Below are 25,544 nucleotides of genomic sequence, written 5' to 3'. Positions count from 1 at the left end.
TCCGTTTGCCGGCTCTGCCGCCTGTCGGTTCTCGCATATCCGGTCGGCTCGCCTTTACATCGCCATTGTCGACGTGCCAGAAGCGCGCTCAAACGAGCAAGACCGACGATCGGAGAAGACTGTTGAAGCCGGACGAAATCAGAAAGCTGGACGCCTATTTCAAGCGCGTCTTCCAGAACCCCAAGCTTGAAGTGAAGGCGCGGCCGCGCAAGGACGATTCGGCCGAGGTCTATGTCGGCGACGAATTCCTCGGCATCGTCTTCAAGGACGAGGACGACGGCGACTATAATTTCTCGATGGCGATCCTCGACATCGACCTGGCCTGAGCCGGGAGTTTGCGGTTGGCGGCAGGCACCCCGGGTTCCTCATCCCTGGGCGGAGAGGGGTTTTTGCCAATCTCCGCCGTTTGCGATTTTCCACCAAAGCGCGTCGCATAAATTCCTTTCAGACACAACGCGTTAGCGTCCGGTCCTCAGGAAACGCGTGGCCTCGGCGGCGATGGCTGCATCGAGCACCTGCCAGTCCGCCAGAAAGTCTTTGGGAAAACGGTAGGTGAGGCTGAGCTTGTCGCCGACCAGGATGTCGCGTTCGCAGGGCGCCAGCGATTGCGCAGCACTTGGGCCGCTCAGGCAGCGGGCCACGAACGGGTCCTTGCCCCGGCGGTTGCCGACCGCCAGCACCTCGTTGAGATAGCCTGATTTTTCGGTGAAGCCGTAGAGTGTGGTGCCGCCCGGGCCGGGCGTGCCGGGTTGGGCGATCAGGGCGCTGTAGATCGGCGTGAAGCGGCCGCTCATGTCGCGCGACATTATCTGCCGTTCGAGCGACAGGAAAATGATGTTCTTGCTCGATCCGGTGTTGTTGAAATCGTCCCGGGCAGCCTCGCTGTAGCCGTCCATCTCGGGATAGCGCAGATAGAGGTCGAGGCGCGAGGCGATGCCGTCGCGCCGGGCCTGGTCGAAGCGGACGACATTGGCCGGCACGGCGATGACGTTGTTGCCGATCACGACCTCGTGGGTTGTCGTGTCGTCGGTGTATCCGGCCATGGCGATCGAGCGGCCGAACCATTTGCCGCCAAGGCTGATCGCCACCGAAAGCACTGCCAGCGCCGCGAACACGTAGAACACCCGCCTCATCAGCTTGGAATCGACGACGGTGAGTTGCGGGCCGTTGGCGGTGGCTGCCTGCTTCATCGCGATCCCCTGTATCGGCCGCCTGTCCCAAGATGTCCCCTTGGGTGTTCCCCTTTGGGTGTCCTCAAGCGGCACATGTGGCGCGGCACGGCTCTTGCAACGCGCCTGTCGACACGACTGTGCGATTTCATGGTAAATGGAAGGTAAAGATGGGTCCGGTCGAACACACTCTCTTCGGTTTTATGGTTGGGCTGACGGCGTGCGGCCTGGTTGGATCGGCAATGGAGCTGGTATCAGGCCGCCGGCTTGCCTTCGTCGAGCCTTATGTGTCGCCAAAGCATATGCTGCGCTCGTTGGTCGCGACGGCATGCGCCGGGCCCCTGATGTTTGCCAACGACGCCCTGGACGCCTGGCGGGAAGGCCGCATTTCGGCACTGGCGCTGATCTCCTGCGGCTGCACTGCGACGATCTGGGCGTTGGCTTTGGGCATAGCGCTGATCGATATATTGCATCCCGGGCCGGCACGCTTTTAGGCTCTGCGAACGTTTAGTGCATGTCGCGCAAAAGCATGCCCCTGGGCTTGACCCAAGGGTGTGCAGCGGTTTTGCGATGACGACATGCAAAGCTTAGTGTGAGACGATTCGGAGGCGAAAAATGCCGCTCTATGCGATCGACGGAAAGGCCCCCGGCTTCGAGGACGCGGACAGCAACTGGATCGCGCCCGACGCCACCCTGATCGGCGATATCAGGGTCGGCCGCAACGCCGGCTTCTGGTTCGGCGTCGTCATCCGCGGCGACAACGAGCCGATCGTCATCGGCGCCGACACCAATGTGCAGGAACACACGGTCATGCACACCGATGTCGGTTTTCCCCTGACCATCGGGCAAGGCTGCACGATCGGCCACCGCGCCTTGTTGCATGGCTGCACGATCGGCGACAACAGCCTGATCGGCATGGGCGCCATCGTGCTGAACGGCGCGAAAATCGGCAAGAATTCGCTGGTCGGCGCCGGCGCGCTGGTCACTGAGGGCAAGGAATTCCCCGACAATTCGCTGATTATCGGCTCGCCCGCTCGTTTGGTGCGAGCGCTGGACGATGCTGCGGTTGCCGGGCTGCGCGCTTCGGCCGCGCATTATGTGGCCAACGGCAAATGCTTCAAGGCGGGACTGAAGAAGGCCTGAGGCCAGCCTTCGGCTATATGGTTCACCGGCATCGTCGCCCAACTCACCGTCCATTGGGGCCGCGCCTGATCATCGCATCGCGCAAAAACGAAGCGCCGGCTTCAAAGCCGGCATTGTCGGCGTCCTCGAGGGCTGTCGTATAGTCGTCGATGCGGGTTTCGAGCGATGGGTTGGCGCCCGCCGCCAACAGCAGGCGGATGGCATCGACGCTACGGATGGCGACCGCATAGTGAAGCGGCGTCCAGTCGTTTACGCCCCGCATGTTGAGGTCTGCGCCACCATCGATCAGGATTCGGACGATTTCCAGTCTGTCAGCCCGGTCGGTGGACAGTGCCGCAATGATTGCCGGAAAACCGCCATGGTGGTGATAGTTCGGGTCCGAGCCCGCATCCAGTAAGGTCGAGATGAAAGCAGTGGGGCTCCAATAGATCGCATATTCCAGTGGATGCCCAAGGCCGAGTTCAAAAGGCATCTGCTCGTCGAACCAGCAGGGTGAGCCGCCGAGGGCCACACCGAGGGCCTCGAAGTCGCCCGCCTTGAACGCGTCGTCGATGGCCTTGAACAGGCGGTGGCGCTCGCATCGATCTTCCGGGATTTCCAACATCGCAGCGATCCGGAGGTTGAATTGATGGTTCATACTGCATCGGTCAATTGCCCTTGGAAAGCTGGCTCTAGCCAAGAGTTTCTGGCTCTGTTCCGACGTCCGTAGCGGCCGTGGCCTTCCGATGGATCGTCTGACGCTGCATCATTTCAACAAGTGGTGACACGCGAGCGGATGCCATTTCCAGGCCGTTATTCGGTTTCGGACGTGCCGCTGGTACGTGGCCGGCGATAGCACTTTACCCATTCGATGCCGGGTTTGATTGCAAAACTTGCACGCCGCAACAAGGTTCTCTGGTCTGTCCTCGCCGCCGTCCATCCGGGGTTTCAGATGTTCCGCGGTGCAGCGGAAGCGGTTGAGCGATCTTACAGGGAGATGATAACGCTCTGAAAACAGCGTCGGGTCTCCATCCCACATCTGAAAACCGCAGTAGAAGCATCGCCAATTTTGCTTCTTGGCCTGCACGGTTCGGAGTTTTGTTAGTTTGTTTGAATTGTTCATTTGACACATCCTTTTGCTTCATCAACATGAAGCGGATGTGCAGCAACCTGTAAGCGATTGCCCCTTATTCAGGAGGGATAGCCCTCGCACTAGACGGCACCCGTAAGAGTGCCACTCCGCAGTATTACAGCGGTAGATGCCGAATTTGAGATCGGCATCCATACAGTCACCAATGACGGCTCCCAGACGAACTAGAGAACGTCTCCACAATTCTTTCAATACGTCAAAATTTGGCGACGCTCAAGTCGAGTTCTCCTATCGGGGCTTCCTCCGGTCTCCCCCGAAAGGTGGAGCCGGCCCGGGGACGGGGCCGGCTCCTAAAACCCGGTCGTTGGGGACGGGGAGGGTGGGGACTCGACCGGGTTTTCTCCTTAAGCGCGTCGCATTCATGCGACGCGCTTAACCTCTGTTTTATGCATGTCGTTATCCCAAAACCGCTGCGCACTTTGGGCGACATGCATTGGCGTCCTTAGCGGACGCTGGCGACCGCGTCGGAGCGGCCGTCGTTGATCGTTACCCAAGCGCCCGAATTCTGGCTCGATTGGCGCTTCAGGTAGGTGTAGTCGGTGTTGGTCCAGGACAGCACCCTGGTCTCCAGATTGTCGAGGATGAACTCTCCAAGGCTGGTGCGCACGGTCAGCACCGCATGGCCGTCTCCGTTCGGCTGGCGCGCAACCGTCATCAGCAGGTCGCCGGCCGGTATGCCGATGTTCATCAACGCGCGGCGCTTTTCCAGCGCATAGTCCTCGCAGTCGCCGAAGCCGCTGTTGGGATAGGACCAGACTTCTTCCTTGCCCCACAGTTCCATGTCGGTGCGCGGCGTGATCCTGGTGTTGACCGAATTGTTGATGCTCACGATTTTCGCCCACAGCTTGCGTGTCAGCTCGACCGGTGCCTGCTTAGGCGTGCGCTCATTGCATTCCTGCGGAATCTTCTGGCAGAACTCGTAATGGCCGACCGGCTGTGTGGTGCGGCTGCCAGTGTGCATGAAGGCTGGTCCCGCTGCGTACGCCGTTCCCCAGGCGGTAAGCTGCATCGCCATTGCCAAGAGCAACAGCTTGCCCCTCGTCTTCTTCATCGTCCAGTCTCCCCGTTTGAGGAGACAATGACACGATTGGATTTATTCGACGCAAAGGCTCGAAGTAGATATTAAGTAAAACGCCTGTAGAATAAACGTAAAATTTGAATCATTTCAGTATAAAATTGTTGAGGCATTTTCGCGGAGCTGCATCGGCACGGCGCGACGCCTTGGCGCGGCATCGGTTGGCAAGTCGCGTCGGCCGGTGCGGAACAACGAAAAAACCGGCCGAATGGGCCGGTCTGATTGCGATAATATGTTGTTGTTTGTCAGGTGCCGGATGCGTTGAATTCGGAATCGAGCGTTTCGGGCCGCTGGACGACGGCGAACTCGATGGCGACGCCGTCCTCGAAATGGCGCACGACCTGGCCGCGCATCGTGCCCAGCATGACCTGGATGCCGATTGCCGGCTTGACGTTGATCTCGACCGCGGCGCCCGAAAGCGACAGGTCGATGATGCGGCACTGGTACTGGCGCCCGTCGGCGAGCTGAAGCACGCTGGTCGGATTGCGCGGCGCCACGCGTTCGTGACGGCGGTCTTCCGGCAGATCGAGCTCATGCTTGTTGGCAAGCCAGGTCAATTGCGCGGCAAGCTTGTCCTTCTTGCGTTCCGACGCGATGACCGTCATCGCGAAACCATCCTGCAAGATACGAGTGACGACGCCTTCGATGCGGCCGATGTGATCGATATAGGCGATGACCTTCTCGCCCGGCATGCCGATGCGCTCCGTGCGAAGCGCAACATTGCCCGGCGACATGTCGACCACCTGGCACGGATGTTCGGTGCGATCCTCCAGCATGAAGCGCCCATAGATCTTCACGCGGACGCGCTGAAAGTTACGCCTTTCAGCTTGGGACGGCGCGGTGTCGACCGCCGCTGACCTCATGACTGCCTACACCCCGTCTGGCATTCCGCGCGTTGATGCGAGGAACTTCAGCGGAAAACTACAGCAAAGCAGGTTAACAAAGGGGAAAGCCTGGCACCGTTACTTTAGCGTTCGCGATTATTCCTCGCGCCCGCCGTCGAACACGACCAGATGGCGGATGCGGCGCGCCTGGCCGAGCGCCGAAATCGTCTGGGGCGGATCGAGATCCAACGGGACAAGCGAGGGGACGTCGATGGCCGGCCGGTTCTTGGGGAATATCGGTTCCTTCTCCGGATCGACGATGCGGATCGAATCGATCAAGGCGTCGGTGATCGGATCCGCGCCCAGCCAGAAGGGTTTTTCAGCGGCGCTTATCACACCGAGGCAGCGCGGGTTTTCGACGCCGCCGTCGAGCGGCAGAGCGAGCAGCTCGAACTTGTTGGAACGGTCGCCGCGGCTGAAACCTTCATAAGTGATGAGCACCACGGATTTCTGGTCGAAGACGCCATGGATCAGTTTTGAGACAAGCCGCTGGTCCTTCTCCCGCCACAGCGACGGGAAGGAAAACCCCTTGAGCTCACGGCCATAGACCGCGCAAAGTCTTGTGCCGGCGAGCCGGAACACCGCCTCGCCGCGTGTATCCTTTTCCAGGATGAATGTGTCGGCCAGCAGCGACTTGATGTCGGCTGGCTCGACTTCCGAACGCTTCGGGGCAGGGCGCCCGTCACGCAACCGGTTCCAATAATGGAACAGCGTGATCGATCCGTTCTGGTTCATGCTATGCTGCTCCGCGCAATCTGTCGTCTGATGTCCCATCGGTGAACAGAAGGGCGCCCTCCGAGGACCTACATGCGTTGCGGAGCAGGATGCGTGCCAGCATCGTTAACACTTGTTCACGGGTCGGGGTCGTTAAGGTTAACAAGTGGTTTACGTTGCGCCCCACCCAAGCCCGTGGCACGCTAAAACCACTCCAGAAGCGGTCGTTTCGCAGCGATCGGCAGCACTTCAGTCAAGAGTTTTGGGGAGCGTGGGGGCTCGACCAGCCGTTCAAGGGCAACCTTGGACGGCTTCTTTTTGATTCGCGCCCAAGCGATTCGCGGCGATTCGCCCTTTGTGAATCGGGTGACCGTGATCTACATGCTCGCGAAGGCGAGCGACTGAGTGCAAGGCATATGAGCGAACCAGCAAGCCCATCGGAAATCGAACAGGGCGAGGGCAGACCTATCGGCCGCGAGCCGGTATTCAACATGCCACCCGTTGTGCTGGCGGTGATCGGCATCTGCGTCGCCGTTCACCTGATCCGGTTCTATTGGCTCACCGACGACCAGGATTTCTCGCTGCTGATCCGGACTGCCTTCATCCCGATCCGCTATTCCGGTCGCTTCGACCTCGATTTCTACGCGTTTTCGAGCCCCTTCACCTATGCCTTCCTGCATGGCGGCTTCGCTCATCTAGCCATCAACATGGTGTGGCTGGCGGCTTTCGGCTCGCCACTGGCGAATCGATTCGGCGCGCTTCGTTTCAGTCTGTTCTTCGCGGCGACGGGGCTGGCGGCGGTGGTGCTGTTCTGGGCCATGCATCCGCTCGGCCAGGCGCCGCTGGTCGGCGCATCGGGAGCGATTTCCGGCATGATGGGGGCCGCCGCCCGCTTTGGCTTCCGCACCGACCGCTCGTCCGGCAAAGCCGCCTTCGCCGGCGCGCCAATGCCCATGGCGGCGGTGTTCCGCTCGCGCGGCGTTATGACTTTTCTCGCCATCTGGATGGTGATCAATCTCATCACCGGCCTCGTTGCCTTCGCGCCCGGCATCGACAGCCAGATCGCCTGGGAGGCCCATATTGGCGGTTTTGTCGCCGGCTTCTTCGGCCTGCGCGTTTTCGATCGGCGGCAGCAGGCGGATGAGTCCATGGCCTGAAGCATGTCGCCCAAAAGCATGCCCTCGGTCTTGAACCGAGGGTGCGCAGCGGTTTTGGGACAACGACATGCGATGCGCATTAAGACGCCGCACTTGAAATGCAATCGATCGCGGCGCACGATGTTCACTACAGCGCCGCGCGTCCTCTTGGACGCGCAAAGGACGCTGTAGAAACTTTGATTTGGCGCATGATCTTTTCCGAAAATCGAGGCCGATTTTCGGGGTCATGCGCAGGAGGAAAGCCGGTCAGGGCAGGAACCGGCAAGTAAAACAGAGGAGGACGCCATGACTGTTAAGGCAATTCTCGAGCAGAAAGGCCATGACGTGTTGACGCTCGGGCCGAACGAAAAGCTGAGCGAGGCCATTCGCATCCTGGCCGAGCACAGGATCGGTGCGCTGGTCATCACCAATGGCGATCACAAGATCGTCGGCATTCTTTCCGAGCGCGACGTCGTGCGGGTCCTCGCCAGGGAAGGAGCCGCCGCACTGGACATCGCGGTGCGTTCGGCGATGACGCCCAAGGTGAAGATTTGCAATGAGAACCACACCGTCAACGAGGTCATGGAGATCATGACCAGTGGCCGTTTCCGCCATCTGCCGGTGGAAAAGGACGGCCTGCTCGACGGCATCGTGTCCATAGGCGACGTGGTCAAGCGGCGCATCGAGGATGTCGAGCGCGAGGCAGCCGAGATCAGGGCCTACATCGCGACGGCCTGAATGCGGCGAGACCGACGGCGGCGGCGAGACTCGGTGCGAAAGCGCCAGCTTCGGCTTTGCGCTTGTCTCTTTTCGTGGTTTGCACTAGCGAATGACTTTCACGTCCGGCGTGGCGGAATTCACGTTCAGATGTGAATCCGCCACCGAAAGTTCGCAGGCCACTATGACCCTCATCGACACCCGCACGCCAGAAGCCAAACGCTTGATATCAGGCGCCACCGGCGACTGGGAAATCATCATCGGCCTCGAGGTCCACGCGCAGGTGACTTCGCAGGCAAAGCTGTTCTCCGGCGCCTCGACGGCTTTCGGCGCGCCGCCGAACGCCAATGTCAGCCTCGTCGATGCGGCGATGCCGGGCATGCTGCCGGTTATCAACGAGGAATGCGTCAAGCAGGCGATCCGCACCGGCCTGGGGCTGAAGGCCGAGATCAACCACAAATCGGTCTTCGACCGGAAAAACTATTTTTATCCCGACCTGCCGCAGGGCTACCAGATCTCGCAGTTCAAACAGCCGATCGTTGGCGAGGGCAAGGTGATCGTCTCCGTCGGTCCGGACCGGCAGGGCGAGTTCGAGGATATCGAGGTCGGCATAGAGCGCCTGCACCTGGAGCAGGACGCCGGCAAGTCGATGCACGACCAGCATGCGACGATGTCTTACGTTGATCTCAACCGCTCCGGCGTGGCGCTGATGGAGATCGTCTCCAAGCCCGATATGCGCTCCGCCGACGAGGCCAAGGCCTATGTCACCAAGCTGCGCACCATCGTGCGCTATCTCGGCACTTGCGACGGCAATATGGACGAAGGCTCGCTGCGCGCCGACGTCAACGTCTCGGTGCGCCGGCCCGGCGGCGAATTCGGCACGCGCTGCGAGATCAAGAACGTCAACTCGATCCGCTTCATCGGCCAGGCCATCGACTACGAGGCGCGCCGCCAGATCGCCATTCTGGAGGATGGCGGCAAGATCGACCAGGAAACGCGGCTGTTCGACCCCAACAAGGGCGAGACGCGCTCGATGCGTTCCAAGGAAGAAGCGCATGACTACCGCTATTTCCCGGATCCCGACCTTCTGCCGCTGGAATTCGACCAAGCCTATGTCGATGCGCTGGCAAAGGATCTGCCTGAACTGCCCGACGCCAAGAAGGCACGGCTGATCTCCTCGCTCGGCCTGTCGACCTACGACGCCTCGATCCTGGTATCGGAAAAGGCGGTTGCCGAGTATTTCGAGAAGGTGGCCGCTGGTCGCGATGGCAAGCTTGCCGCCAACTGGGTCATCAACGATTTGCTGGGTGCGTTGAACAAGGCCGGCAAGGGTATTGAAAATGCTCCGGTTTCGCCTGATCAACTCGGCGCGGTCATCGACCTGATCAAGGAGGGCACTATCTCCGGCAAGATCGCCAAGGATCTGTTCGAGGTCGTCTGGAGCGAGGGCGGCGATCCGCGCCAACTGGTCGAAAGCCGCGGCATGAAGCAGGTCACCGACACCGGCGCCATCGAAAAGGCGGTCGACGAGGTGATATCAGCCAATCCCGACAAGGTCGAGCAGGCGCGCGCCAAGCCGACCATGGCCGGCTGGTTCGTCGGCCAGGTGATGAAGGCGACAGGCGGCAAGGCCAACCCCCAAGCGGTCAACGACCTCGTCAAGGCCAAGCTCGGGATCGAATAGGATGATGTTCGTTCGCACCGCCGGCGAGCGCGATCTTGCCGCGGTCCGCGCGTTGCTGGTCGAAACGTGGCACGCCACCTACGACAACATCTATGGTGCTGCCAAAGTCACCGAGATCACAGACGAATGGCATTCGATCGCCTCGCTCAAGGCGCGGCTGACACGGCCGAACTCCGAATTCCTGGTCGCGGACGACGGCAAGCGCATCGGCGGCATGGCTTTCGCGGCAACCACCAAGGATGCGAAGATCGTCATGCTGAACCAGCTCTACGTGCATCCGGCCTGCCAGCGGCAAGGGATCGGCCAGGCACTGCTGGAGGAGGTCGAGGCCAGCTTTCCGGAGGCGCGGACGCTGCGTGCCGAAGTGGAAGAGGCAAACGCTCCGGCCGTCGCCTTCTACCGCTCGCAAGGGTTTTTGCCCGCCGGCAATACCGCCGACTGCGGCGGTGGCTCAGGACTGCCGGCGCTGATTTTCGAGAAGACGATCGGCTAGACTTGTCTGCCGGACACGTCGCAGTCAGTTGCGTTTCATGGGCAGCGCCGGTCGATTGCGGGCAGCCACGCCGTCAGTGTTGGCCCTTGAGGACGACAAGATAGCCTCGTTCGACGCGAACGCGGAAAGCGATTTGCTCCGATGTCCCAGGCTCCTTGGATTTGTCGATGACATAGCCGCCAGGATGGGAACGAAGCCATTCCTCGGGATTGTCGGTGCTTTCGAACGGCTTCTGCAATCGGGCAAGGAAGCCGACCTCGTCCTGGTAGTCGAAGGCGACAGCCCAATCCGCATTCTTTCGCTCGTCGATAAAGTTGGCCAGCGGCATGAGATCGTCACGTTTGAAAACGGTCGCTGATGCTACGGCATGGCCGATGCCGAAAATGGCAAGCAGGATGAAGGCCGAGTTTCTGAGCCTCGCTAGTGGGATCTCCGCCATGAAATACCCGAACAGGATGGTCGCAAATGGCAGGATCGGCACCACATAGTGAGGCTGCTTGCCGGATATCGCGCTGAAGACCAGTAAAACCGCGACGAACGAGAACGACAGCAGGCGCAGCGCGCGCAGGTCTGGCGATCTCGTGTCGATCAGGCCACGTATCCGGGCGCCCAGCCTCAGCCGCCATATTTCGGGTATGAAGATCCACGGTATGAGCATGATCGGCATCAGCACGACGTAGAAATAGAACGGCCGGTGATGGGAGTTGTGCAGATTGCCGGTGACACGCCCTGCCGACTGGTTCCAGACAAGGTCGTAGACGAAGTCGCCGTTGGTCAGGATGGTCGCCGGCACCAGCCACATCGCCACCGGGATCAATGCGGCGAGAATTGCCAGACCTGCCCCAGCGAAGAATTTCGGCGTCGCCAGTCCGGCCTGCCGATCGCGCCAGAATGGATAGAGCAGGATGGGGGCGCCGACATGGATGAGCACCACCGGACCTTTCGTCAAGACACCCAGCCCGATGAATAATCCCGCCAGCACGGCGTGCCAGCGGTTGCCGCTCCTGGCAAAGGCAAGCAACGACAAAAGCGCGGCAAGCACGAAGACCGTCAGCAGCATGTCGAACAGAATCAGGGTCGAATAAATGACGAAGACGATGCTTCCCGCGACCAGCCAGGGGACACGGCCTGCGATGTCGTCGCGTCCGGGAAAGAGGGTTTTTGCCAGACGAGTCGTCAGCCAGATGACGAGCGACGAGGCAACGAAGATAACGAGCATCGCGGCAACCCGGCTTACGCCGAAAATGTCCCAGACCAGATCGATAAGCCAGAACAGCAGCGGCGGCTTTTGCAGATAGGGCGCGAAATTCATCGTCGGAACGAAGATCTTTCCGCTCAGATACATCTCCCAGGTGACGCTGAGATATCGCGTTTCATCGACAGGCAGCAGCGGCCGGAAGGCGACCGCGATGCAGATCAATGCAAGCGCGAACAGATAGGGGAGCAGCCGCTCGACAAATGCTGGTATCAAGATTGAGGATCCGCGCCAGAAATCGTTCTCTTTCCAGCCGAGCATGATGCAGCGCTCCTGGAGCGCGCAGGACCGCACCATGATTTTGGCCGAATTGTAACGGAGCCGGCCTGATGCTGCGGATTTTGGAGGTGAAGCTCACAAATCCCTTTAGTCGCGGACGCGCTTTAAGTGGAGGGAGTTTCCATATTATCGATCAGCCTGGTCTTGCCCAACCAGGCGGCCGCGAGCAGGCGTCCGGCACGGTCTCGTCGCCACGGGGCGAGCGTCATGCTCTCGCGCGCCGCGACATAGTCGACTTTGTCGAAGCCAGCCTTGACGAGCGCGCGGCTGGCCTCGGCGGTCGCGCTGCCTTCGTCACTGCCGGCCGCAAGTGCCACTGCTGCCCGGCGCAAAATGACGTTGAGTTGGCGCGCCACCTCGAGCTCGGCTTCGCTCAGATAGGCGTTGCGTGACGACATGGCGAGACCATGCGCGTCGCGTACCGTTGGCGCGCCGATGATATCCACCGGCAGATCGAGGTCACGGCAGAGCTGCCTGACGACGCAAAGCTGCTGGTAGTCCTTTTCGCCAAAGACCGCACAGTCGGGCAACGCCTGCAGGAAGAGCTTAGCCACGACCGTGGCGACGCCGTCGAAGAAGGTCGGCCGGAAATCCGATTCCAGCCCGGCAGCCGGTCCGCCGACCGAGATCTTTGTGGCGAAGCCGGCCGGATACATCTCCGCAACATCGGGGGTGAAGACGAGTTGTGCGCCGGCCTCGGCCAGCCGGTCGAGATCGCGGGCGAGCTGGCGCGGATATTTGTCGAGGTCTTCGCTCGGCGCGAACTGCGTCGGGTTGACGAAGATCGAGACAACGCAGCGCTCGGCCTTTTCGAGCGCGATCTCCAGCAGCGAGATATGGCCGTCATGCAAGGCACCCATGGTCGGCACCATGGCGACGCTGAGGCCATCGCGGCGCCAGTCGCGGATTTGCGCGCGTAGGGCGGCGACGCTGTCGACGACGAGCGGCCGGCTCATGCCTTGTCCTTTTCGGCTGCGGCGGAAAAGACATGGCCCGGGCCGGGAAAAGTCCGGCTTCGCACCTCCGCTGCATAGCTGGCTGCCGCCTGCGATATGGCGCTGCGCAGGTCGGCATATTGCTTGACGAATTTCGGCACGCGATCGACGGTCAGGCCGACCATGTCGTCGACGACCAGGATTTGGCCGTCGCAGTCGCCGCTGGCGCCGATGCCGATGGTTGGAATGGAAATGTGCCGGGTGAGGTCGGCGGCGACGGTCTCGACGGTGCCTTCGATGACCACAGAAAACGCGCCGGCCTTCTCGACCGCGTCGGCGTCGCGATAAAGGGCGACCACATTCTCCTCGGTCCGGCCCTTGATCCTGTAGCCGCCGTCGCTTTCCACCGATTGCGGCTGCAAGCCGATATGTCCCATGACCGGAATGCCGGCAGCGACGATCGCCGCAATCTGCCGGGCAACTGTGACGCCGCCCTCCAGCTTGACCGCCTGGCAACCGGTTTCGTCGACGATCCGCTGCGCCGAGGCAACTGCTTGGCGCGGCGTTGCCTCGTAGCTTCCGGCCGGCATGTCGACCACCACGCAGGCCCTGGCTGAGCCCCGCATCACCGCTTGTCCATGGGCGATCATCATCTCAAGCGAGGCGCTTAGCGTGGTCTTGTGGCCATGCAGGACCATGGCGACGCTGTCGCCCACCAGAAGGAGGTCGACATGATCGTCGAGCAGGCGAGCGACAGGATAGGTATAGGCTGTGAGGCAGACGATCGGCACGCCGCCCTTGCGCAGGCGAATGGAGCTGGCGCTGATCCGCGGATCCGCGCCGGATGCGTCTGGGGCCAAGCTTCATCTCCCTCAAGACCAGTCAACCATGTACCCGCACGGGGCGCGCAGAGCTTTAGGGAGACGAAACAAACTTGGCAAGCATGCGTCCGGCGGGCGCGAGATCAGCAACCGCCGCCCCACCGCAACAGCGTCAGCGCCGACGGCGCAATGCCCTCAGCCTCGATGTGTAAAGTCGTTGGCCTTTGTAATGATAAGATCGCTACGTGCGCGGATGCCCGGCCGCTCGCAAAAGTTGGTCGCGAATCTTCGCCTTCTGCGGCGAATTCACGCGACAAAATTTCATCTAAAATTTAGGGGCGTCCACCATCACCCACGGCGCAATGAAGAAGCCTCTTACGTGGTAATGGTTATACATGCCTTCGATACCGCTCCCGTTCGTCATTTCGCTTGTTCTGCTCCTTATCCTCGTGCGGATGACCCGGCAGGGACAAGGAAAGCTCGGGCTCTTTCCGCTGCTCGTGGCCGCCTTCGCAATTCAGGCGACTGTGTCAGGATTGAACTGGAACGTCGGTTGGTATCCGGCCCGCTTCATCCAGCCAATCCTCGCAGCTGTCCTGCCCGCGCTTTCCTTCGCCGCCTTCGATCAGCTTCGTCGCAAGAACCTGGCGAAACCCTCAGACCTGTGGCCGCATTTAATGCCGGCGTGCCTCGTCGCGGCTCTCGTCGCCTTCTGGCGTGCACCAATCGACATTGTTCTTTTCGTGATCAATCTCGGATACGGCCTCGCGCTCTTGCGAGTTGCGCGGCAGGGCCCGAGCGCGCTTGCGGCTGTGCGTCTCAGTGACGAGTGGACCGCGCACAAGGCGCTCATCGCGGTCGCGCTTCTTCTCATTATCACCGCCTTTGTCGATGCAACGGTATCGCTTGATCTCCTTTTTGGTGATGGGCGGCAGGCCCAAATGCTCCTGACCGCTGCGAGCGTTCTGTGGCTAGCGGTCGCCGGTTACGCCGCAACGGTCGCGGACGACACTCGCCCTGACGCGGAACTCAAAGCTACAGAGGAGGGTCTCGCATTCGCCACCTTCGAGCAACAGCCTTCACTCTCTTACTCTTCGCCGGTCAGCGAGGATATTTCCGTGGCGGACGAGGTCGTTATACGCCGGATTGATGCATTGATGGCTGAGCAGCATCTTTATCGCGATCCGGACCTGACGCTGGACCGTGTGGCACGGCGCGCCGGAATACCTGCGCGACAGATTTCCGGGGCGATTAACCGGGTTCATGGCCGCAACGTTTCCCAAGTCGTAAATGAATACCGGGTCAGCGATGCGCAGCGACGGCTGTTCTCGACACGCGATCCTGTGACAGTCGTCATGCTGGAATCGGGTTTTGGCACTAAGTCGAACTTCAACCGCGAGTTCCTGCGCGTCACGGGCATGACGCCCAGCGCCTATCGCCGGGTCGGTGGCGAAACGTCTGCGGCGCCCGAAACGCAAAACGGGGCACCTGTCGCCTCGTAATCCTGCACCTAGGGGGCTGAATTCATCGCGCGAAACGACCTTGATCACGATCTTGGACGTCCAAGATCGCGTTCGAGGGCGAGCCAGCCTGGATTCCGGTCAATCTTGGGGCCTGAACGCTGAAGCTCATTCTTATCGGCAAATATCCGAACTCCGGTACGAGAATTGACAGCGTGACGATGATGACGAGCGCAAGAGGAAACAATGAAGTTCTTGATGAATGTCTTGGCTATGCTTTGGACCGTCGCGTCTTCGACGTTGGTGGTGCAACAGCCAGCCGTCGCCAGCGACAATGTCGGTGTGCGTCAGATTGCGGCTCTCTCCAAAGAGCGCGGGGTCGATCTCGACGTGACCGTTTGGTACCCGGCATCTTCGGGTGGCAAACCGATTATGCTTGGGGAGAGCATGTTTTTTGTGGGAACGCCTGCCATGCTCGATGCCCCAATCTCGGATGGAAAATTTCCTCTCATATTGCTATCCCATGGCGCTGGCCTGGCAGGAAACGCGCAAGCCTTGAGCTGGATTGCGATGCCATTGGCGAAGCAGGGGTTCGTTGTGGCGGCCCCTACCCATCCCGGAAATACAGGCGCAAACCGATCCGCGGTGGAAACGATGAAGCTTTGGCTGAGACCTGCGGATATCACCGAGACATTGAATGCGATGAACAAAGTCTCTTTTTTCGAAGAGCACCTCGAACATGACAAGGTAGGTACTCTCGGGCTTTCCATGGGCGGAAGCACAGCTTTGGCGATAGCTGGTGCCCGCATCGATGCAAAACGTTTGGCGGGCTATTGCGATACGGACGCGCTCAACCCTTCTCTTTGTGGATGGGTCAGGCAAAGCGGCGTTGATCTTCACGCCATGGATTTGACATGGGCAGGCCGCAACAATGAAGATACGCGTATCAGATTTGCAATGGCGATTGATCCTGCACCCGTTGATGTCTTCGAATTCAACAGCTTTTCGCAGATCTCAATTCCTGTCGAACTCATAAATCTAGGTCAACCAGGGAAAATTCCTCTGACCGCGCAGGCCGCTAAAGTTGCAAAAGCCATCCCAAATGCCACTTATTCCACAATCGGAGATGCGAGCCATTACAGCATGTTTGCCGAATGCAAACCTGGTGCGCCTGAGCTCGCCGAAGCTGAAAAGGTTGGTGATCCGATTTGCATGGATGGCGGAGGCCGCACACGGCGCGAAATCCATACGGAACTGATCAATATGGTCACCACTGCCTTCAGTCGAGCATTGATGGCAAGCCCTTAAACATCGACTGTCCCGTATGCGTCCGCATCGATAACGGACGTCGGTCTTCTGACAACCATTTGTACGGCACCTCAGGCAAAAGTCTTGCCTTCGCGATGACCTGACGCCATAAGCAGGCAACGGGCGCCCGCCGCGAGGATTTGGATGAAAACTTTCCTTCTGCAGTTTTTCACCTGGTGGAATAGCCAGACGCTGGGAACGCGCTTCCACACCTGGCGCCACGGCAAGAAGGTCGGGCAGGACGAGGCTGGCAACATCTACTACGAGGGTGGCGTCGATTCGGAAGGCCGCACCCGCCGCTGGGTCATCTATCGCGACTATTCGGAAGCCTCGATGATTCCGCCCGGCTGGCATGGCTGGATGCATCACCGCGTCGATGTCGCGCCGCCGAGCGACAACTACAAGCCACGCGACTGGCAGAAGCCGCATGAGCCGAATCTTACCGGAAGTGCCGCCGCCTATCGCCCCAAGGGCTCCGTGCTCACCAATCAGCATCGTCCGCAGGTGACAGGCGATTACGACGCCTGGACGCCGGGTTCGTAACCGCTCGTCAAGGGCGGATCGGTCCTTTATCGCCACAATTGGCGTTTAGCTGCTTGCTGATCTGACAGCAGCGACTAGCCTTGGGCGCGACAGAATCACCCCGGGCGCAAACCACCGGACCCCTTGCATGAGCATTTTCAGCCGAATCTCGATAGGCGGACTGACGGTGGCCGCCGCCGGTTTTGCCGCTTTTAGCATGGCCGCCGCGCAGACGTTGGAGGTGCCAGCGGATCCGGGGGCGCCGACGGAATTTGAGGCGCCAGTGGACCCGGATGCGTCAATGGAACCGGATGCGCCAGTGGAACCGGATGCGACAGTGGCGCCGGCGGCACCGGCGGCACCACAACGAATCACCAATCCCGTCGCCGAATTCGCCGGCATCGACAAGATCACCGGCCGCATCATCACCTTCGATGTCTATATCGACGAGACGGTGCAGTTCGGTGCTTTGCAGGTGACGCCGCGCATCTGCTATTCGCGGCCGCAAACCGAAGAGCCAAAGACCGATTCCTTCGTCGAGGTCGACGAGATCACGCTGGATCGCAAGATCCGCCGCATCTTCACAGGCTGGATGTTTGCCGAGAGCCCCGGCCTCAACGCTGTCGAGCACGCCGTCTACGACGTCTGGCTGAAGGGCTGCAAGCAGAAGTCGGATGTGCCGGCACCCGACGCGGCCAAGACCAACTAGAGCGCTGCGTCCTTTCGGAACTGCCCTGCCAGCCGCGCGTTAGGGCACGTGCGGAGGACGTTCCGATGATGGCCAACAAAGGCGAGCTTCTCGAGCTCGAAAAAGGGTTCTGGACCGGTGACGCAGCCTATTTCAAAGCCAATGCCGACACCGAATGCCTGGTGGCGTTCCCACAGATGGCGCAGGCGATGAGCAACGCCGATCTGGCCGAAACCGCGACGGACCCGAACCGCTGGCGCGATCTCGACATCGACCTCAAGGGCATCATCGAGCCGGGTAGCGACATTGTCATGCTGACCTATGAGGCCCATGCCACTCGCGAGAATGGCGAGCCTTATGCGGCGCTGGTCAGCACCGGCTATGTCCATCGCGTCAATGGCTGGAAGATGATGTTCCACGCACAGACGCCGCTCGAAGTTGCGGCAAAAGACTGATTGGACGGGTCGTCAGGGAAAGACGGGTCGTCAGGGAAAGAAGACCGCTTCGCCCTTCAGCGCGTCAGCCAGCATCTTTTCGTATCTGCCCCTTGGCACGTCGACCGCGCCGAAGCGTTTGAGGTGCTCGGTGGTGAACTGCGTGTCGAGCAGCGCAAAGTGCCGTTGCTTCAGGCGCTCGACCAGATGCACCAGGCAGACCTTCGACGCGTCCGTTTCCCTGGCGAACATGCTTTCGCCGAAGAACACCCGGCCGAGCGAGACGCCGTAAAGGCCGCCGACCAGCCGACCCTCGCGCCAGGCTTCGACCGAATGGCAATGGCCCATTCGATGAAGTTCGACATAGGCTTCGCGGATCGGCGCATTGATCCAGGTCGACCGGCGCTCCTCGCGCCGCTCGGCGCAGCCATCGATGGTCGCCTCGAAGTCGAAATCGAAACGGATGTCGAACTGCCTTTTCCGGATCGCTTTCCTCAGGCTTTTGGGCGTGTGAAAACCATCGAGAGGGATGATGCCGCGCGTCTCCGGCCGCACCCAGAACACTTCGGGATCGGTGGCGCTTTCGGCCATCGGGAAGACGCCCGAGGCGTAGGCCTTGAGCAACAGGTCGGTCGGTATGCGATAGCCTGGCGCGTAGGGACGGGTCATCGCATCATTATATTCTATTAGTTCACGACCTAATCCTCTTTGGCCAGATATTTTTCCAGCCAGTGGATGTCATACTCGCCATTGGCGATATCGGCATTGCCGACGAGATCACGAAACAGCGGCAGCGTTGTCTTGATGCCGTCGACGACGAATTCGTCGAGCGCCCGCCGCAGCCGCATCATGCATTCGACACGGTTGCGGCCGTGCACGATCAGCTTGCCGATCAGGCTGTCGTAATAGGGCGGGATCTTGTAGCCGGAATAGACGCCGGAATCGACGCGGATGCCGAGGCCGCCCGGCGTGTGGAAATGGGTGATCGTGCCGGGTGACGGGGTGAAGGTGCGCGGATCCTCGGCATTGATGCGGCATTCGATGGCGTGGCCCTGAAAGCGGATATCTTCCTGGCGCACCGAAAGCCCGCCGCCCGAGGCGACGCGGATCTGCTCATGCACGAGGTCGATGCCGGTGATCGCCTCCGTCACCGGATGCTCGACCTGCAGGCGGGTGTTCATCTCGATGAAGTAGAATTCGCCGTTCTCGTAGAGGAATTCGATGGTGCCGGCGCCGGAGTAGCCGAGATCGGCGATAGCCTTGGCACAGACGCCGCCGATATGCGCGCGCTCCTCGGCATTGAGCGCCGGCGAGGGCGCCTCTTCCCAGACCTTCTGGTGGCGCCGCTGCAGCGAGCAGTCGCGTTCGCCGAAATGCACGCCGCGGCCAGCACCGTCGCCGAACACTTGCACCTCGATATGGCGCGGCTTTTCGAGATATTTCTCGATGTAGACGGCGTCGTCGCCAAAGGCGGCTCCGGCTTCCGAGCGCGCCGTCTGCAGCGCGACCACAAGATCGGCTTCGCTGCGCGCCACCTTCATGCCGCGTCCGCCGCCACCGGCCGACGCTTTGATGATCACGGGATAGCCGATCTCGGCGGCGATGCGTTTGGCTTCCTTTTCCTCGGTGACCGCACCGTCGGAGCCGGGCACCACCGGAATGCCAAGACGCTTTGCGGTGCGCTTGGCCTCGATCTTGTCGCCCATGATGCGGATGTGGTCGCCGGACGGGCCGATGAAGGTGATGTTGTGCGCGGCGAGGATATCGGCGAATTTGGCATTCTCCGACAGGAAGCCGTAGCCCGGATGCACAGCGTCGGCGCCGGTGATCTCGCAGGCCGCGACGATCTGGTGGATGTTGAGATAGCTGTCGCGCGACGGCGGCGGACCGATGCAGACGCTCTCGTCGGCGAGCCGCACATGCATGGCATCGGCGTCGGCGGTCGAATGCACCACCACTGTCTGGATGCCTAGCTCCTTGCAGGCGCGCAGCACCCTCAGAGCGATTTCGCCGCGATTGGCGATGAGGATTTTCTGGAACATTTCTCGGCTGTTCCCGGCTCTACTCGATCACGACGAGCGGCATGCCATATTCGACCGGCTGCGCATCCTCGAACAGGATCGCCGTCACTGTGCCGGCACGGGGTGAGGGGATCTGGTTCATCGTCTTCATCGCCTCGATGATCAGCAGCGTCTGGCCTTCCTTGACCTGCTGGCCGACCTCGATGAACGCCTTGGCGTCGGGCGACGGCGCCAGATAGGCGGTGCCGACCATCGGCGAGGCGACCGCGTTCTTGGAAATCTCGGCCGCTGCCGCGGCGGTTGCGGCCGCCGGCTGCGCTGCCGGCGGCGCATAGGCGGGCTGCGGTGCGGCGACCGCATGGACGGCCGGCGCCTGTCGCGACACGCGGACCTTCAAGTCGCCCAGCTCGACCTCGATCTCGGTGAGGTTGGTGTCGTTCAGTATGCCCGCCAGGTCGCGGATAAGCTGCTGGTCAACACCGTTCTTCTTTATCGACATTTTCGAGCCTTCTGTTTGTTGGCCGGTCATAGGCGTGCGGCCAGCGCCTGCAGCGCCAGCGTGTAGCCGAGCGGCCCGAACCCGCAGATCATGCCGACGGCGACCGGCGAGACCATGGAGACGTGGCGAAATGATTCCCGCGCATGGATGTTGGAAAGATGAACTTCGGCGACGGGCAATGGCACGACGGAGCGGATGGCGTCGTGAATGGCGATCGAGGTGTGGCTGTAGGCGCCCGGATTGATGACGATGCCGACAGCCTTGTCGGCGGCTTCCTGTATCCAGTCGACGAGGTCGCCCTCATGGTTCGACTGACGGAAATCGATCTCGAGCCCAAGCGCCGCACCCGCCTGCTTGCAATCGTCAGCGATCGCCGCAAGCGTCTTGCCGCCATAGATGCCTGGCTCGCGCTTGCCGAGCGCGTTGAGGTTGGGACCGTTCAGGACGAAAACCGTTTTCAAAATGCCGACCTTTCCCGCCGCCCGCATCAGCCGGCGCACCGGGCCTCTATACTGGGCTTAGACGCCTGCGAAAAGAGCGCAAGTGGGTTCTTTCGCTGTCCACAACAGGTGGAAAAACGGCTTGCGCCGAAAACCAGCGGTCGATCAGAGTGCGGCCTTGGCCGCCTCGATCTTCTCCGCCAGCACTTCCTGCCCGAGCGCCCCGAATACCACCTCGTTGCCGACCACATAAGAGGGCGTTCCGGTGATGGCCAGCTTGTTGGCAAGGTCATAGGTCTTGGAGAGGGCCTCGGCGATCGACGGGTCCTTCATCTTCTCGCGCAGCGCCGCTTCGTCGGCGCCGAGCGAAAGCGCTACCTTGAGGGCCGCCGCCTCGGTGGCGCGTCCCTGGCCGCCGAGCAGCGCGTTGTGGAACTCGCCGTATTTCTCCGGCATCATCAGGTGGAAGGCCATCGAGACGACGCTCGCCTTCTGCGAATCCGGGCCCAGGATAGGGAACTCCTTGAGCACGAAGCGCAGGTCCGGATCGGCTGTCGTCAGTGCCTGCATGTCCTCCATGGCGCGTTTGCAGTAGCCGCAATTGTAATCGTAGAACTCGACGATGGTGACCTTGCCGTTCGGATTGCCGACGACGCCGTCGAAGGTCGAATTGAAGATCTGGTCCTTGGCATTTTTGATGACGCTGAGGCTGGCAACCTGCTGCGCCTCCTTCTGCTTGGCCTCGAGCGCTTGCTGAGCCTCCAGCAGCACTTCCGGGTTCTTCAAGAGGTAATCGCGGATGATGCCCTCGACTTCGGCCCGGTCAATCTTGGTGTCGGCGGACGCCGCCTGGGCGATCTGCGCGGCATCGGCCTTTGCCGCTTGCGGACTTCCGGTCACGAACCCGAAACCCAGCATGGCGAGAGCGACCGCCACTCCCGTGGTGCCCAGCAGAATTGCCTTGTTCATGGTCCTCGATCCTCTTGCCTGGTTTCCGGCCCCAATTGGTCCGACTATATGTCGCCGCGCACGGCCGGATGGTTCACTTTTTCTTGCCTGATGGTGCGTAGTTTATGATGTCCTGCGCGCGGATCCAGCCCGGCTCGCCGCGCTTCATTTTCATCTGCGCGCGCATTGCGAAGATCTTGGCATCCTTATAGGCGCCGGAATAGAAATGACCTTCGGCGGTCGCAAGGTCGGCGGCCGGGATTTTGCCGAGCTCGCCATAGGCCTGGGCCAGATAGCGATACCCGACCGCGTTTTCCCGGTCGCGCCCGAGGCCTTTGTTGATCTGCACCACCGCTTTCTCCAGGGAATCGGGCGTGCCGACGGCCATCAGCGCCTGGCCGTAGGAGACCGGCAGCAGCCCGGATCGCGCCGGATCGAGGCTGACCGCCTTGGCATAGGCTTCCGCCGCGTCCCTCGGCTTGTTCGCCTTCATCAGGATGTCGCCGCGCAATTCCTGGAAATAGGGGTTTTTGGGCTGTGCCTTGATCAGTGCGTTGGTCTTGGCAAGCGCTTTGGCCAGATTGCCATAGAGATAGGCCGTCTGCGCATCGCCATATTGCGAGGCGAGGCTGCCCGGGTTTTTGCGCATCAGCCGCGATGCGGCAGCCTGGCCTTCCATGTAGGCGGCGATCTTGATGCGCATCATGTCGTGCCGCTGCTGCAGTGCCGGCGGATCCACCTTGTCGACATAGGGGCTCTGCTTGACCAGGACTTCGAGATTGGCGATGCGTTCCCGCGGCAGCGGATGGCTGATCCGGTAGGGATCGACCTGCGCCCCCGACAGCGAGAGCGCGCTCTGGAAGCGGTCGAAGGTTTTCAGCATGCCCATTCCAGACTGGCCGGTGGCATTGAGATAGGTTATCGCCGAGCGGTCGGCGGTCATCTCCTCGGTGCGCTGATAGGCGAGGATACTGCGCTGCGCCATCTCGCCGCCGCCAGCCGCAACCCCCATGCCGGCGCCGGCGAGGCCCCGGCTTTTGGTGGTGGCGCCGGCGACGACGGCACCGGCGCCAAGCAGTGTCGCGATGATGGCCATCGTCTTGGCGCGTTCGAGCTGGTTGCGCAATTTTTGCTGGTGCCCGCCGGCAATGTGGCCGGCCTCATGGGCGATGACGCCGATGATCTCGTTGGGCGTCTCCGCCGACATCAGGGCCCCGGTGTTGATGAACAGACGAGACCCGGCAACGAAAGCGTTGAAACTCTGGTCGTTGACCAGCACGATGTCCACGCCGTCTTCCGGCAGGCCCGCGGCCCTGAAGATCGGCCGCGCAAAATCGCGCACCAGCGCCTCGATCTCGGCGTCGCGCACGACCGGCACGTTTTGCGCGAAGGCGCTGACCGTGCTGGTCACGGCGACCGTCGCAGCAAGCGAAAGCGTCGCGAAGACGCGCGCTGCCCTGGCAATCGTCGATTTGGGTCGATTCAACATGGCAGGTCCACTGGTAGACGAGCGGGCGGAGGATGAAAAGTCGGCACTGAAACTTTACTGAACTTGTGATCCTCACATCAATCGGGCATTTGTGCGGCGCGGGAGGCCAAAGCTCGGCGCCGGCAGCCGGCAAGTGCCGTCCCAGGGGCCGACAAGGAAAGAGGTCAAATGGTTGTATCGCTTTCGCGTCGCGGCGAAGTCGAGCCGTTCCACGCCATGGACATTCTGGCGGAAGCGAATCGGCTGAAGGCTAAGGGCGTTCCGGTTGTTTCCATGGCCGTTGGCCAGCCGTCCGACCCGGCGCCGGCCAGGGTCAGGGAAGCGGCGACGAACGCATTGAAGATGGGGCGCATCGGCTACACCGACGCATTGGGTCTTGCGGGCCTGCGCCAGGCAATCGCGCAGCACTATGCGGACCACTACGGGCTTGACGTCTCGCCCGGCCGGATCGCCGTCACCACCGGATCGTCGGCCGCCTTCAACCTGGCGTTTCTGGCGATGTTCGATCCAGGCGATCGTGTCGCCATCGCCGCCCCCGGCTATCCGGCCTATCGCAACATCATGGCCGCGCTCGGCATCGAGATCGTCGAGATCGAGCTCGACGGTGATGCCTATCTCCACGCCGAACATCTGAAGGCCGCGCATCGCGAGAAACCGCTGAAGGGCGTGTTGTTCGCCAGCCCGGCCAATCCGACCGGTGCGATTATCCCCGCCGACGAGCTGTCGGCACTGGTGACGACGGCGGAAGAGCTCGGCATTGCCGTGATCTCCGACGAGATCTATCACCGGCTGGCTTACGCTGCGCCGGACACCACGGCGCTTGCCTACGGCCCCGACGTGACGGTGATCAATTCCTTTTCGAAATATTACTGCATGACTGGTTGGCGCATCGGCTGGATGGTGCTGCCGGAACCATTGGTGCGGCCAGTCGAGCGCATCGCCCAGAGCCTCTACATCTCGCCGCCGGAACTGTCCCAGATCGCCGCGATCGAGGCGTTCAAGGCGACCGGGGAATTGGAGGCGGTGAAGGCGCGCTATGCGAGCAATCGCGAGCTTTTGATGAAGCGTCTGCCGGAACTGGGTTTTACGCTGGCGGCACCGATGGATGGCGCCTTCTACGCCTTCTGCGATGTCACCAGGCACACCAACGACAGCATGGCCTTCGCGCGCAAGATGCTGGCCGAGGCGCATGTGGCGGCGACGCCCGGCCGCGATTTCGATCCGCTGCAAGGCCATCGAACCATGCGCTTTTCCTATGCCGGCAGCCACGACGAGATGGTCGAGGCGATGGCGCGCATCGAACGCTGGCTGAAGTAGCGCGAATGCCCGAACTCGAACAGGCTTTGACCGAAGTCGCCGCCGAAATGGCGGAGCGCACGGATCGCGGCGATGTCGCGACCTACATTCCGCAACTCGGCAAGGTCGATCCGAAGAAGTTCGGCATTGCCGCCGTGACCAATGACGGTCGCGTGCTGACGGCGGGCGACGCCGATGAGCCGTTTTCGATCCAGAGCATTTCGAAGGTGTTCACGCTGACATTGGCGCTCGGCAATGTCGGCGACGCGCTGTGGCAGCGTGTCGGGCGCGAGCCTTCGGGCAACCCGTTCAACTCGATCGTCCAGCTCGAGCACGAGAACGGCATTCCGCGCAATCCGTTCATCAATGCCGGCGCCATCGTCATTTCCGACATTTTGCTCGCCGGACATCAGCCGCGCGAGGCGATCGGCGAGATCCTGCGCTTCATCCAGTTCCTGGCCGACGACGAAACCATCGTCATCGACCGCGAGGTCGCGGCTTCGGAACGCGCCACTGGTTTCCGCAACTTGGCGCTTGCCAATTACATGAAATCCTTCGGCAATCTCAACCACCCGCCGGACCTGGCGCTGGGCGTCTATTTCCACCATTGCGCCATCGCCATGAGCTGCCGGCAACTGGCTTTGGCCGGCCGCTTCCTCGCCAATGGCGGCAAGAACCCGGCGACCGGCCATTCCGTGGTGTCGGCCGAGCGCGCGCGCCGCATTGGCGCGATGATGCTGACCTGCGGTCACTATGACGGCTCCGGCGATTTCGCCTTTCGCGTCGGTATCCCGGGCAAGAGCGGCGTCGGCGGCGGCATTTTGGCGATCGTGCCGGGCGTGGCCTCGCTCGCCGTCTGGTCGCCCGGCCTCAACGCCAACGGCAATTCCAGGCTCGGGTCGATCGCGCTGGAAAGACTGGCAAAGATGATGAACTGGTCGGTCTTCGCGCCATAGCGTTGGGATCTCAGGCAAGAAAAATCCCGCGTCGTCTTTGGACAGCGCG

29 protein-coding genes are annotated in these 25,544 nt (G+C 61.3%); 14 read left to right on the top strand and 15 right to left on the bottom strand.

The annotated features are described in order from the left end of the window. Positions 1-122 precede the first annotated feature (122 nt). Entirely contained in the window at positions 123-326 is a 204-nt protein-coding gene (locus CIT25_RS34345) for a DUF3126 family protein (RefSeq protein WP_013531334.1), read from the top strand. Positions 327-458: 132 nt separating this feature from the next. On the opposite strand, the gene CIT25_RS34340 is transcribed toward CIT25_RS34345, so the two are convergent. Beyond that, entirely contained in the window at positions 459-1,190 is a 732-nt protein-coding gene (locus tag CIT25_RS34340; protein ID WP_095489507.1) for a hypothetical protein, read from the bottom strand. Between the two features lie 149 nt (positions 1,191-1,339). On the opposite strand from CIT25_RS34340, the gene CIT25_RS34335 reads away from it, so the two are divergent. Together CIT25_RS34335 and CIT25_RS34330 are read left to right on the top strand one after the other, a co-directional pair. After that, a complete protein-coding gene (locus CIT25_RS34335; RefSeq protein ID WP_164759244.1) occupies positions 1,340-1,663 on the top strand; it encodes a DUF6949 family protein in 324 nt (107 codons plus the stop codon). 121 nt (positions 1,664-1,784) lie between these two features. Continuing rightward, a complete protein-coding gene (locus tag CIT25_RS34330; protein WP_095489506.1) occupies positions 1,785-2,312 on the top strand; it encodes a gamma carbonic anhydrase family protein in 528 nt (175 codons plus the stop codon). A 43-nt stretch (positions 2,313-2,355) separates the two neighbouring features. Here the strand turns inward: CIT25_RS34330 and CIT25_RS34325 are convergent, their stop codons facing one another. The 5 genes from CIT25_RS34325 to CIT25_RS34305 all read right to left on the bottom strand — a co-directional run bounded on the left by CIT25_RS34325 (position 2,356) and on the right by CIT25_RS34305 (position 6,135). Beyond that, complete coding sequence (locus CIT25_RS34325; RefSeq protein ID WP_164759243.1) at positions 2,356-2,916, bottom strand: ankyrin repeat domain-containing protein; 561 nt, start codon at positions 2,914-2,916, stop codon at positions 2,356-2,358. Between the two features lie 141 nt (positions 2,917-3,057). Then, positions 3,058-3,330 (bottom strand): HNH endonuclease, encoded by a 273-nt coding sequence (locus CIT25_RS38665; RefSeq protein WP_425351782.1) that lies wholly within the window; start codon positions 3,328-3,330, stop codon positions 3,058-3,060. Between the two features lie 553 nt (positions 3,331-3,883). Continuing rightward, positions 3,884-4,492: a transglutaminase-like cysteine peptidase gene (locus tag CIT25_RS34315; RefSeq protein ID WP_095489503.1), complete on the bottom strand. Its 609-nt coding sequence runs from the start codon at positions 4,490-4,492 to the stop codon at positions 3,884-3,886. Positions 4,493-4,761: 269 nt separating this feature from the next. Continuing rightward, positions 4,762-5,379: a PilZ domain-containing protein gene (locus tag CIT25_RS34310; protein WP_095489502.1), complete on the bottom strand. Its 618-nt coding sequence runs from the start codon at positions 5,377-5,379 to the stop codon at positions 4,762-4,764. A 117-nt stretch (positions 5,380-5,496) separates the two neighbouring features. Beyond that, positions 5,497-6,135 (bottom strand): PAS domain-containing protein, encoded by a 639-nt coding sequence (locus CIT25_RS34305; protein ID WP_095489501.1) that lies wholly within the window; start codon positions 6,133-6,135, stop codon positions 5,497-5,499. A gap of 395 nt (positions 6,136-6,530) precedes the next feature. Here CIT25_RS34305 and CIT25_RS34300 point away from each other — a divergent pair, with 395 nt between their 5' ends. From CIT25_RS34300 to CIT25_RS34285, 4 genes are all read left to right on the top strand, one after another. Beyond that, positions 6,531-7,271 carry a rhomboid family intramembrane serine protease gene (locus CIT25_RS34300; RefSeq protein WP_095489500.1) on the top strand — a complete coding sequence of 247 codons (741 nt, stop codon included), beginning with the start codon at positions 6,531-6,533 and terminating at the stop codon, positions 7,269-7,271. Between the two features lie 285 nt (positions 7,272-7,556). After that, positions 7,557-7,988, top strand: coding sequence for a CBS domain-containing protein (locus tag CIT25_RS34295; protein WP_023798170.1), 432 nt, complete (start codon positions 7,557-7,559; stop codon positions 7,986-7,988). Positions 7,989-8,151: 163 nt separating this feature from the next. Further along, positions 8,152-9,651, top strand: coding sequence for an Asp-tRNA(Asn)/Glu-tRNA(Gln) amidotransferase subunit GatB (gatB, locus tag CIT25_RS34290; protein WP_095489670.1), 1,500 nt, complete (start codon positions 8,152-8,154; stop codon positions 9,649-9,651). Between the two features lie 4 nt (positions 9,652-9,655). Beyond that, positions 9,656-10,144, top strand: a complete 489-nt coding sequence (locus CIT25_RS34285) for a GNAT family N-acetyltransferase (RefSeq protein ID WP_095489669.1) — start codon at positions 9,656-9,658, stop codon at positions 10,142-10,144. A 73-nt stretch (positions 10,145-10,217) separates the two neighbouring features. Here the strand turns inward: CIT25_RS34285 and CIT25_RS34280 are convergent, their stop codons facing one another. The 3 genes from CIT25_RS34280 to panB all read right to left on the bottom strand — a co-directional run bounded on the left by CIT25_RS34280 (position 10,218) and on the right by panB (position 13,473). After that, positions 10,218-11,615: a glycosyltransferase family 39 protein gene (locus CIT25_RS34280; protein ID WP_158302730.1), complete on the bottom strand. Its 1,398-nt coding sequence runs from the start codon at positions 11,613-11,615 to the stop codon at positions 10,218-10,220. A gap of 167 nt (positions 11,616-11,782) precedes the next feature. After that, a complete protein-coding gene (panC, locus tag CIT25_RS34275) occupies positions 11,783-12,634 on the bottom strand; it encodes a pantoate--beta-alanine ligase (RefSeq protein ID WP_095489498.1) in 852 nt (283 codons plus the stop codon). Further along, entirely contained in the window at positions 12,631-13,473 is an 843-nt protein-coding gene (gene panB / locus CIT25_RS34270) for a 3-methyl-2-oxobutanoate hydroxymethyltransferase (RefSeq protein WP_095489497.1), read from the bottom strand. Before panB ends, panC begins: the two co-directional genes overlap by 4 nt. Positions 13,474-13,829: 356 nt before the next feature. Here panB and CIT25_RS34265 point away from each other — a divergent pair, with 356 nt between their 5' ends. The 5 genes from CIT25_RS34265 to CIT25_RS34240 all read left to right on the top strand — a co-directional run bounded on the left by CIT25_RS34265 (position 13,830) and on the right by CIT25_RS34240 (position 17,867). Then, positions 13,830-14,936, top strand: a complete 1,107-nt coding sequence (locus CIT25_RS34265) for a helix-turn-helix domain-containing protein (RefSeq protein ID WP_095489496.1) — start codon at positions 13,830-13,832, stop codon at positions 14,934-14,936. A gap of 204 nt (positions 14,937-15,140) precedes the next feature. Beyond that, complete coding sequence (locus CIT25_RS34255; protein WP_095489494.1) at positions 15,141-16,202, top strand: alpha/beta hydrolase family protein; 1,062 nt, start codon at positions 15,141-15,143, stop codon at positions 16,200-16,202. Between the two features lie 144 nt (positions 16,203-16,346). Beyond that, positions 16,347-16,745 carry an NADH:ubiquinone oxidoreductase subunit NDUFA12 gene (locus CIT25_RS34250; protein ID WP_095489493.1) on the top strand — a complete coding sequence of 133 codons (399 nt, stop codon included), beginning with the start codon at positions 16,347-16,349 and terminating at the stop codon, positions 16,743-16,745. Between the two features lie 127 nt (positions 16,746-16,872). Continuing rightward, the gene (locus tag CIT25_RS34245; protein ID WP_095489492.1) at positions 16,873-17,433 is read left to right on the top strand and encodes a DUF2155 domain-containing protein; all 561 of its coding nucleotides are present in this window, start codon (positions 16,873-16,875) and stop codon (positions 17,431-17,433) included. A gap of 65 nt (positions 17,434-17,498) precedes the next feature. Then, complete coding sequence (locus CIT25_RS34240) at positions 17,499-17,867, top strand: hypothetical protein (RefSeq protein ID WP_095489491.1); 369 nt, start codon at positions 17,499-17,501, stop codon at positions 17,865-17,867. Between the two features lie 30 nt (positions 17,868-17,897). Here CIT25_RS34240 and aat read toward each other — a convergent pair whose 3' ends face one another. From aat to CIT25_RS34210, 6 genes are all read right to left on the bottom strand, one after another. Then, on the bottom strand, positions 17,898-18,515 hold the full coding sequence (aat, locus tag CIT25_RS34235; protein ID WP_095489490.1) for a leucyl/phenylalanyl-tRNA--protein transferase: 618 nt from the start codon (positions 18,513-18,515) through the stop codon (positions 17,898-17,900). Positions 18,516-18,544: 29 nt separating this feature from the next. Beyond that, entirely contained in the window at positions 18,545-19,888 is a 1,344-nt protein-coding gene (gene accC / locus CIT25_RS34230; protein WP_095489489.1) for an acetyl-CoA carboxylase biotin carboxylase subunit, read from the bottom strand. Positions 19,889-19,907: 19 nt separating this feature from the next. Beyond that, positions 19,908-20,366 (bottom strand): acetyl-CoA carboxylase biotin carboxyl carrier protein, encoded by a 459-nt coding sequence (gene accB, locus CIT25_RS34225; protein ID WP_095489488.1) that lies wholly within the window; start codon positions 20,364-20,366, stop codon positions 19,908-19,910. A gap of 26 nt (positions 20,367-20,392) precedes the next feature. Beyond that, positions 20,393-20,827 (bottom strand): type II 3-dehydroquinate dehydratase, encoded by a 435-nt coding sequence (aroQ, locus tag CIT25_RS34220; protein WP_095489668.1) that lies wholly within the window; start codon positions 20,825-20,827, stop codon positions 20,393-20,395. Positions 20,828-20,971: 144 nt separating this feature from the next. Further along, positions 20,972-21,775: a DsbA family protein gene (locus CIT25_RS34215; protein WP_095489487.1), complete on the bottom strand. Its 804-nt coding sequence runs from the start codon at positions 21,773-21,775 to the stop codon at positions 20,972-20,974. A 73-nt stretch (positions 21,776-21,848) separates the two neighbouring features. Next, on the bottom strand, positions 21,849-23,243 hold the full coding sequence (locus CIT25_RS34210; RefSeq protein ID WP_095489486.1) for a M48 family metalloprotease: 1,395 nt from the start codon (positions 23,241-23,243) through the stop codon (positions 21,849-21,851). 168 nt (positions 23,244-23,411) lie between these two features. Between CIT25_RS34210 and CIT25_RS34205 the strand changes: the two genes are divergently transcribed. Then, on the top strand, positions 23,412-24,560 hold the full coding sequence (locus CIT25_RS34205) for a pyridoxal phosphate-dependent aminotransferase (protein ID WP_095489485.1): 1,149 nt from the start codon (positions 23,412-23,414) through the stop codon (positions 24,558-24,560). Positions 24,561-24,565: 5 nt separating this feature from the next. Next, a complete protein-coding gene (locus CIT25_RS34200; protein WP_167391128.1) occupies positions 24,566-25,495 on the top strand; it encodes a glutaminase in 930 nt (309 codons plus the stop codon). Positions 25,496-25,544 lie beyond the last annotated feature (49 nt).

The sequence above is a fragment of the Mesorhizobium mediterraneum genome, from assembly GCF_002284565.1.
In the GTDB taxonomy this organism is placed as follows: domain Bacteria; phylum Pseudomonadota; class Alphaproteobacteria; order Rhizobiales; family Rhizobiaceae; genus Mesorhizobium; species Mesorhizobium mediterraneum.
This window is presented reverse-complemented; position numbering and strand designations above follow the sequence as displayed.

Bases quoted from the DNA above. Each gene is read 5' to 3' on its own strand.
- CIT25_RS34240 (WP_095489491.1), top strand. From the start codon at position 17,499: ATGATGGCCAACAAAGGCGAGCTTCTCGAGCTCGAAAAAGGGTTCTGG.
- CIT25_RS34215 (WP_095489487.1), bottom strand. From the start codon at position 21,775: ATGAACAAGGCAATTCTGCTGGGCACCACGGGAGTGGCGGTCGCTCTC.
- CIT25_RS34205 (WP_095489485.1), top strand. From the start codon at position 23,412: ATGGTTGTATCGCTTTCGCGTCGCGGCGAAGTCGAGCCGTTCCACGCC.
- CIT25_RS34335 (WP_164759244.1), top strand. From the start codon at position 1,340: ATGGGTCCGGTCGAACACACTCTCTTCGGTTTTATGGTTGGGCTGACG.
- CIT25_RS34295 (WP_023798170.1), top strand. From the start codon at position 7,557: ATGACTGTTAAGGCAATTCTCGAGCAGAAAGGCCATGACGTGTTGACG.
- CIT25_RS34245 (WP_095489492.1), top strand. From the start codon at position 16,873: ATGAGCATTTTCAGCCGAATCTCGATAGGCGGACTGACGGTGGCCGCC.
- CIT25_RS34325 (WP_164759243.1), bottom strand. From the start codon at position 2,916: ATGTTGGAAATCCCGGAAGATCGATGCGAGCGCCACCGCCTGTTCAAG.
- CIT25_RS34250 (WP_095489493.1), top strand. From the start codon at position 16,347: ATGAAAACTTTCCTTCTGCAGTTTTTCACCTGGTGGAATAGCCAGACG.
- accC (WP_095489489.1), bottom strand. From the start codon at position 19,888: ATGTTCCAGAAAATCCTCATCGCCAATCGCGGCGAAATCGCTCTGAGG.
- accB (WP_095489488.1), bottom strand. From the start codon at position 20,366: ATGTCGATAAAGAAGAACGGTGTTGACCAGCAGCTTATCCGCGACCTG.
- CIT25_RS34310 (WP_095489502.1), bottom strand. From the start codon at position 5,379: ATGAGGTCAGCGGCGGTCGACACCGCGCCGTCCCAAGCTGAAAGGCGT.
- CIT25_RS34200 (WP_167391128.1), top strand. From the start codon at position 24,566: ATGCCCGAACTCGAACAGGCTTTGACCGAAGTCGCCGCCGAAATGGCG.
- CIT25_RS38665 (WP_425351782.1), bottom strand. From the start codon at position 3,330: ATGTGGGATGGAGACCCGACGCTGTTTTCAGAGCGTTATCATCTCCCT.
- CIT25_RS34340 (WP_095489507.1), bottom strand. From the start codon at position 1,190: ATGAAGCAGGCAGCCACCGCCAACGGCCCGCAACTCACCGTCGTCGAT.
- CIT25_RS34300 (WP_095489500.1), top strand. From the start codon at position 6,531: ATGAGCGAACCAGCAAGCCCATCGGAAATCGAACAGGGCGAGGGCAGA.
- CIT25_RS34255 (WP_095489494.1), top strand. From the start codon at position 15,141: ATGAAGTTCTTGATGAATGTCTTGGCTATGCTTTGGACCGTCGCGTCT.
- CIT25_RS34330 (WP_095489506.1), top strand. From the start codon at position 1,785: ATGCCGCTCTATGCGATCGACGGAAAGGCCCCCGGCTTCGAGGACGCG.
- gatB (WP_095489670.1), top strand. From the start codon at position 8,152: ATGACCCTCATCGACACCCGCACGCCAGAAGCCAAACGCTTGATATCA.
- aat (WP_095489490.1), bottom strand. From the start codon at position 18,515: ATGACCCGTCCCTACGCGCCAGGCTATCGCATACCGACCGACCTGTTG.
- CIT25_RS34210 (WP_095489486.1), bottom strand. From the start codon at position 23,243: ATGTTGAATCGACCCAAATCGACGATTGCCAGGGCAGCGCGCGTCTTC.
- CIT25_RS34305 (WP_095489501.1), bottom strand. From the start codon at position 6,135: ATGAACCAGAACGGATCGATCACGCTGTTCCATTATTGGAACCGGTTG.
- panC (WP_095489498.1), bottom strand. From the start codon at position 12,634: ATGAGCCGGCCGCTCGTCGTCGACAGCGTCGCCGCCCTACGCGCGCAA.
- CIT25_RS34265 (WP_095489496.1), top strand. From the start codon at position 13,830: ATGCCTTCGATACCGCTCCCGTTCGTCATTTCGCTTGTTCTGCTCCTT.
- CIT25_RS34315 (WP_095489503.1), bottom strand. From the start codon at position 4,492: ATGAAGAAGACGAGGGGCAAGCTGTTGCTCTTGGCAATGGCGATGCAG.
- CIT25_RS34285 (WP_095489669.1), top strand. From the start codon at position 9,656: ATGTTCGTTCGCACCGCCGGCGAGCGCGATCTTGCCGCGGTCCGCGCG.